Below are 14661 nucleotides of genomic sequence, written 5' to 3'. Positions count from 1 at the left end.
TCTTTCTTCCCGTTCGGGGGTGGCCTGCGGCGGCACTCCCTGTTGCTCCATGGGGCCCGGGGCAGAGCGTAATGCTGTTCAGTCAAGCGAGGTGATTCCCTGTAGGAGCAGCCGGTCGACGTTCGATTTCTCGCGATGGTCGTTAACGTTAGCGCGTGTTTACTGGATAAACGCAGCGCTCTGAAGTCCATCGCGGGCAAGCCTCGCTCCTACCATTTCCTTAACTGCACGGCATTACGGGCAGAGCGGCCCGGGCGAAGCGGCAGATGATACGCAGCGCGAGCCCATCCGCGTGAGCTCTTTGCACGGCACTGGCGTGATCGTTCGCGGCTGGCGGCGGCGCCATGAAAAATCCCCCGGCCGACCCATGTCGAGCGGGGGATCCCTGGTGCCGGGGCGATCAGCGCTGGTGCACTTGCTGGCCGGCGGCGTAGGTCTGCAGGACGGTGCGGTCGTCGCCCAGGGTCATCAGCACGAACAGGGTTTCGGCGATGTTGTTGGCCTGCTTGAGGCGGTAGCTCAGCAGCGGGGTGGCGTTGTAGTCCAGTACCAGGAAGTCGGCATCGCTACCAGGGTGCAGGGTACCGATCCGTTCTTCCAGGCGCAGGGCCCGGGCGCCGCCGAGGGTGGCCAGGTACAGGGACTTGAACGGGCTCAGGCGTGCGCCTTGCAACTGCATGACCTTGTAGGCTTCGTTGAGCGTGTTGAGCAGCGAGAAGCTGGTGCCGGCGCCGATATCGGTGCCCAGGCCAACGTTGAGCTGGTGCTTTTCGGCCATCGGCAGGTTGAACAGGCCGCTGCCGAGGAAGAAGTTCGAGGTCGGGCAGAAGGCCACGGCCGAGCCGGTTTCGGCCAGGCGCGCGCACTCGTCGTCGCACAGGTGCACGCCATGGGCGAACACCGAGCGCTCGCCCAGCAACTGATAGTGGTCATAGACGTCCAGGTAGCCCTTGCGCTCCGGGAACAGCTCCTTGACCCACTCGATCTCCTGCAGGTTTTCACTGATGTGGGTCTGCATGTAAAGGTCGGGATATTCCTTGAGCAGTTGGCCGGCCAGGGTCAGCTGCTGCTCGGTACTGGTGGGGGCGAAGCGCGGGGTCACTGCGTAGTGCAGGCGGCCCTTGCCGTGCCAGCGCTCGATCAGCGCCTTGCTGTCCTGGTAGCTGGATTCGGCGGTGTCGGTCAGGTAGTCCGGGGCGTTGCGGTCCATCATCACCTTGCCGGCGATCATCCGCAGGTCGAGCTTCTGCGCGGCGGCGAAGAAGGCGTTGACCGACTGCGGGTGGACGCTGCCGAATACCAGGGCAGTGGTGGTGCCGTTGCGCAGCAACTCCTTGATGAAGATGTCTGCCACTTCGTCGGCGTGGGCCTGATCGGCGAACTGGCTCTCGCAGGGGAAGGTGTAGGTGTTCAGCCAATCGAGCAACTGTTCGCCGTAGGCGCCGACCATGCCGGTCTGGGGCAGGTGGATATGGGTGTCGATGAAGCCCGGGGTGATCAGGGCATCGGGGTAATGGTTGACCGGTACGTCGGCGGGCAGGCTCGGGAGCAGTTCGCCGGCATGGCCGAGGGCACTGATCCGGCCATTCTCGACCACCAGCAGGCCGTCTTCGAAGTACTCATAGGAGGCTTCGATGCCAACCTGCGCCGGGTCGGCGATGCTGTGCAGGATGGCGGCGCGGTAGGCTTTGCGAGTCAGGGACATGGTCATTCTCAAGTGTGTGGCTGTGTCAGTTCGACGCTTGGCTGCGGCGCGAGACCGGCAGCAGCTGGGCAATGGGTTCGGCAGTAACGCTGGGTTGGCCGAAATGAGCGTTGTAGGTGGCGATGATCTCACCGGCGATGGAGATGGCGATTTCCACGGGCAGCTTGCCCTTGACCTCGCCCAGCCCCATCGGGCAACGCATGCGTTGAACGGTGGCGGCATCGAAACCGCGATCACGCAGGCGGTGCTCGAACTTCACTCGTTTGGTCTTCGAGCCGATCAAGCCGAAGTAGGTGAAATCGTTGCGCTTGAGCAGGGCGGCGGTCAACTCCAGATCCAGTTGATGATTATGGGTCATGACGATGCAGTAGCTGCCAGGTGGCAGGTCGTCGATCTCGTCCACCGGCTCCTCGCTGACGATCTTGCGCACGCCCTGGGGAATCCGTTCGGGGAACTCCTGTTCGCGCGAGTCGATCCAGCGCACCCGGCAGGGCAGGCTGGCGAGCAACGGTACCAGAGCGCGGCCGACATGGCCGGCACCGAACACGGCGATTTGCGCCTGCACCTGGCCCATGGGCTCGAACAGCAGCACCGTGGCGCCGCCGCAGCACTGGCCAAGACTGGCGCCGAGGCTGAAGCGCTCCAGGTGCGTGGCCTGCTGGCCGCTGGCGAGCATCTGCCGGGCGATCTGCATGGCCTTGTATTCCAGGTGGCCGCCACCAATGGTGTCGAAGGCCTGGCTGGCACCGACCACCATCTTCGAGCCGGCGTTGCGCGGCGTGGAGCCAAGCTCCTCGATGATGGTCACCAGCACGCAGGGTTCGCCCCGGGTCTGCAGGTCGGCGAGGGCACTGATCCAGTTGTACATGTTCACCTCGACATCGCTGTTGTCTGGTCGGGCCTCATCGCGGGCACGCCTCGCTCCTACAGGGAAATGCCATCCAGGCAGGAGCGAAGCTTGCCCGCGACAGGCGTGCCTCGGTCTAGAGCGGAGCCAGCTCGGGTTCGCTCTCCACGGCCTTCGCCGCCTTCAGCTGGCGCATCTGCTCGCAGCCCCACAACACTCGCTCCGGCGTTGCCGGGGCATCGATCTGCGGCTGGTGACGGTAATCACCGAGGCTGGCCACCGCGTCCTTGATCGCGCACCACGCGGCGATGCCGAGCATGAACGGCGGTTCGCCCACGGCCTTGGAATGGAACACCGTGTCTTCCGGGTTCTTGCGGTTCTCCACCAGCTTGACCCTAAGGTCTGCCGGCATGTCGGCCACGGCCGGGATCTTGTAGCTGGCCGGGCCGTTGGTCACCAGTTTGCCCTTGGCGTTCCACACCAGCTCCTCGGTGGTCAGCCAGCCCATGCCCTGGATGTAGCCGCCCTCGACCTGGCCGATGTCGATGGCCGGGTTCAGCGAGGCGCCGACGTCATGCAGGATGTCGGTGCGCAGCATCTTGTACTCGCCGGTCAGGGTATCGACGATCACCTCGGCGCAGGCCGCACCGAAGGCGAAGTAGTAGAACGGCCGGCCGCGGGCCTGGGCGCGGTCGTAGTAGATCTTCGGGGTCTTGTAGAAGCCGGTGCTGGACAGCGACACCTGGGCGAAATACGCCTGCTGGATCAGCTCCTCGAAGGTCAGGATGTGCTCGCGGACCCGTACATGGCCGTTGTGGAACTCCACGTCTTCCTCGCTGACCTGGTACTTGCGCGCGGCGAATTCCACCAGGCGATCCTTGATGGTCTGCGCCGCGTTCTGCGCCGCCTTGCCGTTGAGGTCGGCGCCGCTGGAGGCGGCGGTCGGCGAGGTGTTGGGCACCTTGTCGGTGTTGGTGGCGGTGATCTGCACCCGGTCGATGTCGACCTGGAACACCTCGGCTACCACCTGGGCCACCTTGGTGTTCAAGCCCTGGCCCATCTCGGTGCCGCCGTGGTTCAGGTGGATGCTGCCGTCGGTGTAGATGTGGATCAGGGCACCTGCCTGGTTGAGGAAGCTGGCGGTGAAGGAGATGCCGAATTTCACCGGGGTCAGGGCCAGGCCCTTCTTCAGGATCGGACTGTTGGCGTTATACCGGCGGATCGCTTCACGGCGCTCGGCATACTGGCTGCTGGCTTCGAGCTCGGCGGTCATCTCCTCGAGCATGTTGTGCTCGACGGTCTGGTAGTAGTGGGTGACGTTGCGTTCGGTCTTGCCGTAGTAGTTGGCCTTGCGTACCGCCAGCGGGTCCAGGTGCAGGTGGCGGGCGATGGCGTCCATCACCTCCTCGATGGCGACCATGCCCTGGGGGCCGCCGAAGCCGCGATAGGCGGTATTGGAGGCGGTGTTGGTCTTGCAGCGGTGGCCGTTGACCGTGGCGTCGCCCAGGTAGTACGAGTTGTCGGCGTGGAACATCGCCCGGTCGACGATGGAGGCCGACAGATCCGGCGAGCAGCCGCAGTTGCCGGCCAGCTCCAGCTGGATGCCGTGCAACCGGCCGTTGTCGTCGAAGCCCACGTCGTACTCGATGTAGAAGGGGTGGCGCTTGCCGGTCATCAGCATGTCCTCGACCCGGGGCAGGCGCATCTTGGTCGGTTGTCCGGTCAGGCGGGCGATGACCGCGCACAGGCAGGCCGGGCTGGCGGCCTGGGTTTCCTTGCCGCCGAAGCCTCCGCCCATGCGGCGCATGTCCACCACGATCTTGTTCATCGACACGTCCAGCACTTCGGCCACCAGCTTCTGCACTTCGGTGGGGTTCTGGGTCGAGCAGTAGACGATCATGCCGCCGTCCTCGGTGGGCATCACCGAGGAGATCTGGGTTTCCAGGTAGAAGTGTTCCTGGCCGCCGATGTGCAGGGTGCCCTGGATGCGGTGCTTGGCGCTGGCCAGGGCGCCGGCCGAATCGCCGCGCTGGTGGGTGTGGCTGTCCAGCACGAAGTGGCGTTTGCGCAGGGCCTCGACCACGTCCAGCACCGGCTCCAGGTCCTCGTACTCGATGAGCGCGGCCATGGCGGCCTGGCGTGCGGTATCCAGGTCACGGGCCGCCACTGCCAGCACCGGTTGGCCCACGAACTGCACGGTGTCGATGGCCAGCAACGGGTCGCCGGGCATCAGCGGGCCGATGTCCTTGAGGCCGGGAATGTCCTCATGGGTAATGACGATGCGCACGCCATCGAAGGCGTAGCAGGGGGCGGTATCGATGCTGATGACCCGGGCGTGGGCACGATCCGAGAGGCGGGCATAGACATGCAACTGATTGGGAAACTCCAGTCGGTCGTCGATGTACACCGCCTCGCCGCAGACGTGCTTGTCGGCGCTGTCGTGCTTGACGCTGCGGCCGACGCCGGTGGTCAGGTCCTGGCGAAACAGGGCCGTGAGTTCGTCCTGGGTCTTCTCGACCTTGTGCTGGTTAGACATGAGCGGTCACCCGGGTTTCGATGTGCGGTGCATGCAGTTCGATGAAGTATTTGCGCAGCAGGTTCTGGGCGCTCAGCAGGCGGTATTCCTTGCTCGCGCGAAAATCCGAGAGCGGGGTGAAGTCCTGGGCGAGGGCGGTGCAGGCTCGCTCGACGGTGGCCTGGTTCCAGGGCGCATCCACCAGCGCGGCTTCGCAATTTTTGGCCCGCTTGGGGATCGCCGCCATGCCGCCGAAGGCAATGCGCGCCTGCTGGACCACGCCGTTGGCAATCTGCAGATTGAAGGCCGCGCAGACCGCGGAGATGTCGTCGTCCAGGCGCTTGGAGACCTTGTAGGCACGGAACAGTCGTTCGGCGCTGGCCCGGGGCACGATGATCTTCTCGATGAACTCGCTGTCCTGGCGGGCAGTGACCCGGTAGTCGATGAAATAGTCTTCCAGGGCCAGGGTCCGGCGTACTTCGCCCTTGCACAGGACGATCTGCGCGCCCAGGGCGATCAGCAGCGGCGGCGAGTCGCCGATGGGCGAGGCGTTGCCGATGTTGCCGCCCAGGGTCCCCTGGTTGCGGATCTGCAGCGAGGCGAAGCGCTGGAGCAATTCGCCGAAGTCCGGGTACTCGCCGCGCAAGGCGTCGTAGCAATCGGTGAGGGCCGTGGCCGCGCCGATTTCCAGGCGGTCGTCGAAGTGCTCGACACGCTTCATCTCGATGATGTTGCCGACGTAGATCATCACCGGCAGGGTTCGGTGGAACTGTGTCACTTCCAGGGCCAGGTCGGTGCCGCCGGCCAGCAGCCGGGCCTGGGGGTAGGCATCGTAGAGATCGGCCAGGTCGGCCACCGTCAGCGGCACCAGGCAGCGTTTGTCACCGCTGTTGAGTTCGCCGGTGTCCATGGGGGCGATGGCCTTGAGGCGGCTGATGGTCTCGGCCTGGCGTGCATCGAACTGGTCGTTGCGGTTGCCGCAGCAGGCCTGTTCGGCGGCGGCGAGAATCGGCCGGTAGCCGGTGCAGCGGCACAGATTGCCGGCCAGGGCTTCGTGGGCCTTGTGGCTGTCGGGCTGGCTGCTGTTCTTTTGCAGGGCAAACAGCGACATGACGAAACCCGGGGTGCAGAAGCCGCACTGGGAACCGTGGCAGTCGACCATGGCCTGTTGCACGCTGTGCAACTGGCCCTGGTGCTTGAGGCCCTCGATGCTGATCAGTTGCTTGCCGTGCAGGGAGGAGACGAAGGTCAGGCAGGAATTGAGGCTGCGATAGCGAATGGATTCGCCGCCCCGGGCATCCACCTGCAGCTCGCCGACCACCACGGTGCAGGCGCCGCAGTCACCGCTGGCACAGCCTTCCTTGGTGCCGGGTTTGCCCAAGTGTTCGCGCAGGTAGTCGAGCACGGTCAGGTTCGGGTCCAGGGCGTGCTCGCTGCGGAGCTCCTGGTTGAGTAGAAACTGGATCACGGAAGGCCTCGCAAACTCATTATTGTTGTTAAGCGACGTGAGCCGAATTTAGTCATGTCTGACTTTTCGGTCAATGATTTTCTGACCTTGGGGTCAAGAAATTTTGCCGCCCAACAATTCAAGTATGACCAAGATCCCTGCGCCCGCCCGCGCAAGGGTGGATGCCACTTGCCAATGACCGTGCAGACCCGACCAATAGCCGCCCATCTGCCGGTTTGATGGCAAATTCCGCTGCCGTGGCACTCCGCGACGGGGTATCAATTGCGCTACACTTCGCCGCTTGTGCCGATAAAAGATTCTGAAGGAAAACCATGACGTTCAAGGCGCCGGACAGCCTCGCCGAGCAAATTGCTCACCACCTCGCCGAACGCATCATTCGCGGGGATCTCAAGCCTGGGGAGCGCATTCAGGAACAGAAGGTCACCTTGGCCCTCAATGTCAGTCGCGGGTCGGTTCGCGAAGCCTTGCTGATCCTCGAACGCCGCCACCTGATCGCCATCCTGCCGCGCCGCGGCGCCCATGTGACCGAACTCACCGAGCACAAGGTCCGCAGCCTTTGCACCCTGATGAGCGAAATGTACATCCTGCTCGGCAACTCGGTGGCCAGCGGCTGGGAGCAGCAGAGCGACATGGGGCCGTTCCTGCAGATCCGCCAACGCCTGGAAAGCGCCTACGAGCGCCAGGATATCCGCGCCTTTGTCGAAGACAGCTTCAGCGTCATGCGCGCGGCCTATCCGTTCGCCAACAACCCGTACCTGCAGGAGACCGTCGAGAACCTGCACCCGGCCATGAGTCGTGCCTATTACCTGGCGCTGGACCAGCGCAAGGCATCCATGAGCGAATACCTGGCGCTGTTCGAGCAATTGCTGGCGGCCGTGCTGGCCCGTGACCTGGCGCAGATTCGTCGGGTGCTGACGGCCTACGGCCAGCGCAGCAGCGATCTGGTGGTGTCTGCCCTGGCGGATGCGTAAACGTGCGACTCAAGTGCATCAAGCTGGCGGGGTTCAAGTCCTTCGTCGATCCAACCACGGTCAACTTCCCCAGTAACATGGCGGCGGTGGTCGGGCCCAATGGCTGTGGCAAGTCGAACATCATCGATGCCGTGCGCTGGGTCATGGGGGAAAGTTCGGCGAAGAACCTGCGCGGCGAGTCGATGACCGACGTCATCTTCAACGGTTCCACCAGCCGCAAGCCGGTGAGCCAGGCGAGCATCGAACTGGTGTTCGACAACTCCGATGGCACCCTGGTGGGCGAGTATGCCGCGTACGCCGAGATCTCGATCCGGCGCAAGGTCACCCGCGACAGCCAGAACAGCTATTTCCTCAATGGCGCCAAGTGCCGTCGTCGCGATATCACCGACATCTTCCTGGGAACGGGGCTGGGGCCGCGCAGCTACTCGATCATCGAACAGGGGATGATTTCCAAGCTGATCGAGGCCAAGCCCGAGGACCTGCGCAACTTCATCGAGGAAGCCGCGGGCATTTCCAAGTACAAGGAGCGCCGGCGCGAGACGGAGAACCGGATCCGCCGCACCCACGAGAACCTGGCACGCCTGACCGACCTGCGCGAGGAGCTGGAGCGCCAGCTCGAGCGTCTGCACCGCCAGGCCCAGGCGGCCGAGAAGTACCAGGAATACAAGGCCGAGGAGCGTCAGCTCAAGGCGCAACTGTCAGCCTTGCGCTGGCAGGCACTGAATGAACAGGTCGGGCAGCGCGAGTCGGTGATTGGCAGCCAGGAGGTCAGCTTCGAGGCCCTTGTGGCCGAGCAGCGCAATGCCGATGCGGCCATCGAGCGCCTGCGCGACGGCCACCATGAGTTGTCCGAGCGCTTCAACCAGGTGCAGGGGCGCTTCTACTCGGTGGGCGGCGACATTGCCCGGGTGGAGCAGAGCATCCAGCACGGCCAGCAGCGCCTGCGCCAGTTGCAGGATGATTTGAAGGAAGCCGAGCGCGCGCGCCTGGAGACCGAATCGCACCTGGGCCACGACCGCACCTTGTTGGCGACCCTGGGCGAAGAGCTGGCGATGCTCGAGCCTGAACAGGAAGTCACCAGTGCCGCTGCCGAGGAAGCCGCCGCGACCCTGGAGGACGCCGAGGCCACCATGCATGGCTGGCAGGAGCAGTGGGACACCTTCAACCTGAGTTCTGCCGAGCCCAGGCGCCAGGCAGAGGTGCAGCAGTCGCGCATCCAGCAGCTCGAGACCAGCCTGGAGCGCCTGGCCGAACGCCAGCGGCGCCTGGCCGAAGAACGTGAGCTGCTGACGGTCGACCCTGAAGATGCAGCCATCCTGGAGCTCAACGAACAACTGGCCGCCAGCGAGGCCACCCTCGAAGACCTGCAGGCCAGCGAGGAGTCGCAGGTAGAGCGCCTGGAACAACTGCGCCAGCAGTTGCAGCAGGCCACTCAAGCCCAGCAGCAGGCCCAGGGCGAATTGCAGCGTCTCAATGGCCGCCTGGCCTCCCTGGAGGCCCTGCAGCAGGCGGCCCTGGACCCAGGCACCGGCACGGCCCAGTGGCTGCGCGAGCAGCAGTTGGCCGAGCGTCCGCGCCTGGCCGATGGCATGCAGGTGCAAGCCGGCTGGGAGCTGGCGGTGGAAACTGTGCTGGGCGCCGACTTGCAGGCGGTGCTGGTGGACGATTTTTCCGGCATCGACCTGGGCGGATTCGAGCAGGGGGACCTGCGTTTGCTGAGCCTGCCGGCGGATACCTCGTCGATGCCTGGCAGCCTGCTGGACAAGGTGCAGTCACAGGTCGACCTGGCGCCCTGGCTGGGGCAGGTGAGGCCGGTGGACAGTCTCGAGCAGGCGTTGGCCCTGCGTGGCCAACTGACAGCGGGCCAGAGCCTGATCAGTCGCGACGGTTATTGGGTCAGCCGGCATTTCCTGCGGGTACGTCGCGCCAGTGAAGCGGAAAGTGGTGTGTTGGCCCGGGGCCAGGAAATCCAGCAGTTGATGCTCGAGCGCGATGAGCGCGAAGCCAGTGTCGAGGACCTGGAAAGCCAGTTGCTCAACCTGCGGGCCCAGCAGCGCCAGCAGGAAAATGGCCGAGAACACCTGCGCCGGCTCTTGCAGGACGAAGCCCGGCAGCAAGGTGAGTTGAAGGCCCTGCTGTCCGCCGGCAAGGCCAAGGCCGAGCAGTTGAGCCTGCGTCGCAATCGCCTCGATGAAGAGTTGGTGGAGCTTGCCCAGCAGCGTGAGCTGGAGCACAAACAGATTGGCGAAGCACGGCTGCAGTTGCAGGACGCGCTGGACAGCATGGCGCTGGATACCGAGCAGCGCGAGTTGCTGCTGGCCCAGCGCGACAGCCTGCGCGAGCGCCTTGATCGGGTGCGCCAGGAGGCCCGCCAGCACAAGGACCATGCCCATCAGTTGGCCGTGCGCATGGGCTCGCTCAAGGCCCAGCACGACTCCACTCGCCAGGCCCTGGAGCGCCTGGAGATGCAATCCGAGCGCCTGACCGAAAAACGCGAGCAACTGAGCCTGAACCTGGAAGAGGGCGAGGCTCCACTGGAAGAACTGCGCTTGAAGCTCGAGGAGTTACTGGAGCGGCGCATGAGCGTGGATGTCGAGCTCAAGACGGCGCAGATCGCCATGGAAGATGCCGATCGCGAGTTGCGCGATGCCGAGAAGCGTCGCAGCCAGGCCGAGCAGCAATCGCAGCTGATTCGAGGCCAGCTGGAGCAGCAACGCATGGAGTGGCAAGCCTTGACCGTGCGTCGCAAGGCGTTGCAGGAACAACTGCTGGCGGATGGCTACGATCTGGATGGCGTACTGGCGACCCTCACCGCCGAAGCTGGCGAGCAGGCCGCCGAAGAAGAACTGGAGCGCATCGCCGCACGGATCCAGCGCCTGGGCGCGATCAACCTCGCAGCCATCGACGAGTACCGGCAACAGTCCGAGCGCAAGCGCTACCTGGATGCCCAGGACTTCGACCTGGTGCAGGCCCTGGAAACCCTGGAGAACGTGATCCGCAAGATCGACAAGGAAACCCGCAACCGTTTCAAGGACACCTTCGACCAGATCAATGGCGGTTTGCAGGCGCTGTTTCCAAAAGTTTTTGGTGGTGGCAGCGCTTATTTGGAACTGACGGGCGAAGATCTACTCGATACAGGGGTAACGATCATGGCGCGTCCTCCGGGAAAGAAGAACAGCACTATTCATTTGCTCTCCGGTGGTGAAAAGGCACTGACTGCGCTGGCCCTGGTATTCGCTATCTTTAAGTTGAATCCGGCGCCTTTCTGCATGCTCGACGAAGTTGACGCGCCGCTGGATGACGCTAACGTTGGACGTTATGCAAAACTGGTCAAGGAGATGTCACAAACCGTGCAGTTCATCTATATCACCCACAACAAGATCGCCATGGAAATGGCCGATCAACTGATGGGGGTGACGATGCACGAGCCCGGTTGTTCGCGTCTGGTGGCCGTGGATGTCGAGGAGGCGATGGCGATGGTGGACGCCTGAGTCCGCACGGTTGAGGTGGCTGTCGGGGTCAGGCCGGGGGGGATTTTTCCGCTCCGCGAGCTGGCCAGGCGACATATTGGCCATAACCATCGCGACAGACGGTGTAAAGTTGCCTTTGGTCGTGCTAGTTTAATGTCAATTTTTTCTGTGCGTGGGCAAAAGGCCATTCAGAACATAGAGTTGGCGCCACGTTTTAAAGCGGTTTGCAGGTTGTAAGCCCCTTATTTTTCAGCATTTTTCATAGAGGCACGGGATTACATGGAAATCGGTCTGCGCGAGTGGCTGATCGTCATCGGCATTATTGTTATCGCCGGTATTCTTTTTGATGGCTGGCGGCGCATGCGCGGCGGCAAGGGCAAGTTGAAGTTCCGTCTTGATCGAAGCCTTTCCAATTTGCCCGATGAAGAGGGCAGCGCCGAATTGCTCGGCCCGGCCCGGGTTTCGGATACCCACAAGGAACCGCAACTGGACGAGCACGACTTGCCTTCGGTGAGCATGTCGGCGCGTGAGCCGCGGGAAGGTTCCTCCTCCAAGCGTGGCAAGCGTGGCAGCGAACCACAGCAGGGCGACCTCAACCTGGATCTGGATCTGGACGGCGGCCCGAGCTTCAGCAGTCGCGATGAAGATTTCCCGATCAATGACGCCAAGGCTGCCAGCTTCGGTGACAAGGAGCAGCCGCAGGCCGAGGAAGTCCTGGTGATCAGTGTGATCTGCCGCGATACCGTAGGTTTCAAGGGGCCGGCGCTGCTGCAGAACATTCTTGAGAGCGGCCTGCGTTTTGGCGAGATGGACATTTTCCACCGTCATGAAAGCATGGCCGGCAATGGCGAAGTGCTGTTCTCCATGGCCAATGCGGTCAAGCCGGGGGTGTTCGACCTGGATGACATCGATCACTTCAGCACCCCAGCCGTGAGCTTTTTCCTTGGCCTGCCGGGCCCGCGCCATCCGAAGCAGGCTTTCGACGTGATGGTGGCTGCGGCGCGCAAGCTGTCCCAGGAGCTCAATGGCGAGCTCAAGGACGACCAGCGCAGTGTCCTGACCGCCCAGACCATCGAACACTACCGCCAGCGCATCGTCGAGTTCGAGCGCCGTGCGCTGACTCAGAAGCGTTGACCCACTGATCACTGGCCAGTGGTTCCGGCCTGCCGGGATCTATCCTGTAGGAGCTGACTGGCCAGCCAGGCTTGTGCCCCATCCTCGATCGAGCAGCCTAGGCTGCTCTTTTGCTTTGTGAGAGAACCCCATGACCGCCGCCGAAACCCGCATTCTTGAGCTGCGTGCCGAGCTGGACCTGCATAACTACCGCTATCACGTACTCGACGAGCCGAGCATTCCGGATGCGGAGTACGACCGCCTGTTCCACGAACTCAAGGCCCTGGAAGCCGAACATCCCGAACTGGTGACCAGCGACTCGCCCACCCAGCGGGTCGGCAGTGCGGCGCTCTCGGCTTTTACCCAGGTTCGGCACGAAATGCCCATGCTCAGCCTGGGCAACGCCTTCGAAGAAGTCGACATGCGCGAGTTCGATCGTCGGGTCAATGAAGGCCTGGATGTGCCGGCCGGTGATTTGTTCGGCGGCGGTGCGGTGGTGGAGTACAGCTGCGAGCCCAAGCTCGACGGCCTGGCGGTCAGCCTGTTGTACCAGGATGGCGTGCTGGTGCGTGGTGCTACCCGTGGCGATGGCACCACGGGCGAAGACATCAGCGTCAACGTGCGCACCGTACGCAACATTCCGCTGAAGCTGCAGGGCAGTGGCTGGCCGGCGACCCTGGAAGTGCGCGGCGAAGTCTTCATGTCCAAGGCAGGCTTCGAGCGCCTGAACGCTGCTCAACTGGAGGCAGGCGGCAAGACGTTCGCCAACCCGCGCAACGCCGCAGCGGGCAGCCTGCGCCAATTGGATTCGAAGATCACCGCCAGCCGCCCTCTGGAGTTCTGCTGCTACGGGTTGGGCCAGGTGACGGCAGATATCGCCGACACCCATGTCGGCAACCTCGAGCAGTTGAAGCAGTGGGGCATGCCCATCAGTCGCGAGTTGCGCCTGGCCAAGGGTATCGACGAGTGCCTGGACTACTACCGCGAGATCGGCGAGCGACGCAATGCGCTGCCCTACGAGATCGATGGTGTGGTGTTCAAGGTCAACAGCCTCGCCTCCCAGCGTGAGCTGGGTTTTCGCGCGCGGGAGCCGCGCTGGGCGATTGCCCACAAGTTTCCGGCCATGGAAGAACTGACCGAGCTGCTGGACGTCGAGTTCCAGGTAGGCCGTACCGGTGCTGTGACGCCCGTGGCGCGGCTGAAGCCGGTCAAGGTCGCAGGGGTGACCGTATCCAATGCCACCTTGCACAACATGGACGAAGTGGCGCGCCTGGGCCTGATGATTGGCGACACGGTGATCATCCGTCGTGCCGGTGACGTGATTCCGCAAGTGGTGCAAGTGGTCGCCGAGCGCCGTCCGGCCGATGCCCGGCCGGTGGCGATCCCCGAAAGCTGCCCGGTCTGTGGCTCCCATGTCGAGCGCACCCAGTTGGTCAAGCGCAGCAAGGGGCGCGAAACCGTCAGCGAAGGCGCGGTGTATCGCTGCGTCGGGCGTCTGGCCTGTGGAGCCCAGCTCAAGCAGGCGATCATCCACTTCGTTTCCCGGCGGGCGATGGACATCGAAGGCCTGGGGGACAAGACCATCGAGCAACTGGTGGATGAGAAGCTGATCGCTTCGCCAGCTGACCTCTACCGGCTCAAGTACGACCAGATCATCGACCTGGAAGGTTTTGCCGAGGTCTCCAGCAACAAGCTGCTCAAGGCCATCGAGGACAGCAAGCGCCCGACGCTGGCGCGATTCGTCTATGCCCTGGGCATTCCCGATGTGGGCGAGGAGACCGCCAAGGTCCTGGCCCGCTCCCTGGGCACCCTGGAGCGGATTCGCCAGGCGTTGCCGCAAGTGCTGACCTATCTGCCGGATGTCGGGCTGGAAGTCGCCCACGAAATCCACAGCTTCTTCGAGGACAGCCACAACCAGGAAGTGATCGGCGCCTTGCTGGCCGAGGACCAGTGTGCCCTGGTACTGCAGGACCAGGGCGGGTTGGGTGCAGAATTTGCCGCCAGCACCACCTTGGGCGGCATGCTCGACAAGCTGAACATTCCTTCAGTGGGGCCGGGCGCGGCACAGAAACTGGCGGACAAGTTCGGCTCCTTGCAAGGGGTGATCGACGCCGATTGGCTGGACATGCGCCAGGCGTTGCCGGAGAAGCAGGCCAAGGCAGTCCGCGAGTTTTTCGACACGCCGGCCAATGCCCGGCTGGCCCTGGCCATCGAACAGCAGCTGCGTGACTTCGGCATGCACTGGCAGAGCGAGAAGAAGGTGGTCGAAGGCTTGCCGTTGGCCGGCCAGACCTGGGTGCTGACCGGCTCCCTGGAGCTGATGAGCCGCGATGTGGCCAAGGACAAGCTGGAGAGTCTGGGGGCCAAGGTGGCGGGTTCGGTCTCGGCCAAGACCCATTGCGTGGTAGCCGGTCCCGGCGCCGGTTCCAAGCTGGCCAAGGCCAATGAACTGGGCCTGAAGGTGCTGGACGAAGAAGCTTTCGTTGCGTTCCTGGACGGGTACGGCATTTCTGCCACGGCCTGAAGGGCAGGCTGGCCGGGGCTGGGCGCCGCCGGTCAGCCTCACTCATCA

General features: G+C 63.7%; 8 protein-coding genes. 4 read left to right on the top strand and 4 right to left on the bottom strand.

The window, feature by feature from the left end; all coding sequences use genetic code 11:
• Positions 1 to 400: 400 nt before the first annotated feature.
• From guaD to xdhA, 4 genes are all read right to left on the bottom strand, one after another.
• Entirely contained in the window at positions 401 to 1705 is a 1305-nt protein-coding gene (gene guaD, locus LGQ10_RS09545) for a guanine deaminase (protein WP_226525405.1), read from the bottom strand.
• Positions 1706 to 1730: 25 nt separating this feature from the next.
• Complete coding sequence (xdhC, locus tag LGQ10_RS09540) at positions 1731 to 2573, bottom strand: xanthine dehydrogenase accessory protein XdhC (protein ID WP_058436147.1); 843 nt, start codon at positions 2571 to 2573, stop codon at positions 1731 to 1733.
• Between the two features lie 115 nt (positions 2574 to 2688).
• Complete coding sequence (xdhB, locus tag LGQ10_RS09535) at positions 2689 to 5088, bottom strand: xanthine dehydrogenase molybdopterin binding subunit (RefSeq protein ID WP_058436146.1); 2400 nt, start codon at positions 5086 to 5088, stop codon at positions 2689 to 2691.
• Positions 5081 to 6535, bottom strand: coding sequence for a xanthine dehydrogenase small subunit (gene xdhA / locus LGQ10_RS09530; protein ID WP_226525404.1), 1455 nt, complete (start codon positions 6533 to 6535; stop codon positions 5081 to 5083). The genes xdhB and xdhA overlap by 8 nt, the downstream gene beginning before the upstream one ends.
• 311 nt (positions 6536 to 6846) lie before the next feature.
• On the opposite strand from xdhA, the gene LGQ10_RS09525 reads away from it, so the two are divergent.
• The 4 genes from LGQ10_RS09525 to ligA all read left to right on the top strand — a co-directional run bounded on the left by LGQ10_RS09525 (position 6847) and on the right by ligA (position 14613).
• Positions 6847 to 7506 carry a GntR family transcriptional regulator gene (locus LGQ10_RS09525; protein ID WP_058436144.1) on the top strand — a complete coding sequence of 220 codons (660 nt, stop codon included), beginning with the start codon at positions 6847 to 6849 and terminating at the stop codon, positions 7504 to 7506.
• Between the two features lie 2 nt (positions 7507 to 7508).
• Entirely contained in the window at positions 7509 to 10997 is a 3489-nt protein-coding gene (gene smc, locus LGQ10_RS09520) for a chromosome segregation protein SMC (RefSeq protein WP_226525403.1), read from the top strand.
• Between the two features lie 258 nt (positions 10998 to 11255).
• Positions 11256 to 12110, top strand: a complete 855-nt coding sequence (zipA, locus tag LGQ10_RS09515) for a cell division protein ZipA (protein WP_226525402.1) — start codon at positions 11256 to 11258, stop codon at positions 12108 to 12110.
• Positions 12111 to 12240: 130 nt separating this feature from the next.
• A complete protein-coding gene (gene ligA / locus LGQ10_RS09510; RefSeq protein WP_226525401.1) occupies positions 12241 to 14613 on the top strand; it encodes an NAD-dependent DNA ligase LigA in 2373 nt (790 codons plus the stop codon).
• Positions 14614 to 14661: the final 48 nt, after the last annotated feature.

This window comes from Pseudomonas sp. L5B5 (assembly GCF_020520285.1).
Classification (GTDB): Bacteria; Pseudomonadota; Gammaproteobacteria; order Pseudomonadales; family Pseudomonadaceae; genus Aquipseudomonas.
This window is presented reverse-complemented; position numbering and strand designations above follow the sequence as displayed.

What these genes read in the sequence shown, in the direction of transcription:
- guaD (WP_226525405.1), bottom strand. Translation starts at nt 1,705, where the DNA reads ATGTCCCTGACTCGCAAAGCCTACCGCGCCGCCATCCTGCACAGCATC.
- xdhC (WP_058436147.1), bottom strand. Translation starts at nt 2,573, where the DNA reads ATGTACAACTGGATCAGTGCCCTCGCCGACCTGCAGACCCGGGGCGAA.
- xdhB (WP_058436146.1), bottom strand. Translation starts at nt 5,088, where the DNA reads ATGTCTAACCAGCACAAGGTCGAGAAGACCCAGGACGAACTCACGGCC.
- LGQ10_RS09525 (WP_058436144.1), top strand. Translation starts at nt 6,847, where the DNA reads ATGACGTTCAAGGCGCCGGACAGCCTCGCCGAGCAAATTGCTCACCAC.
- zipA (WP_226525402.1), top strand. Translation starts at nt 11,256, where the DNA reads ATGGAAATCGGTCTGCGCGAGTGGCTGATCGTCATCGGCATTATTGTT.
- ligA (WP_226525401.1), top strand. Translation starts at nt 12,241, where the DNA reads ATGACCGCCGCCGAAACCCGCATTCTTGAGCTGCGTGCCGAGCTGGAC.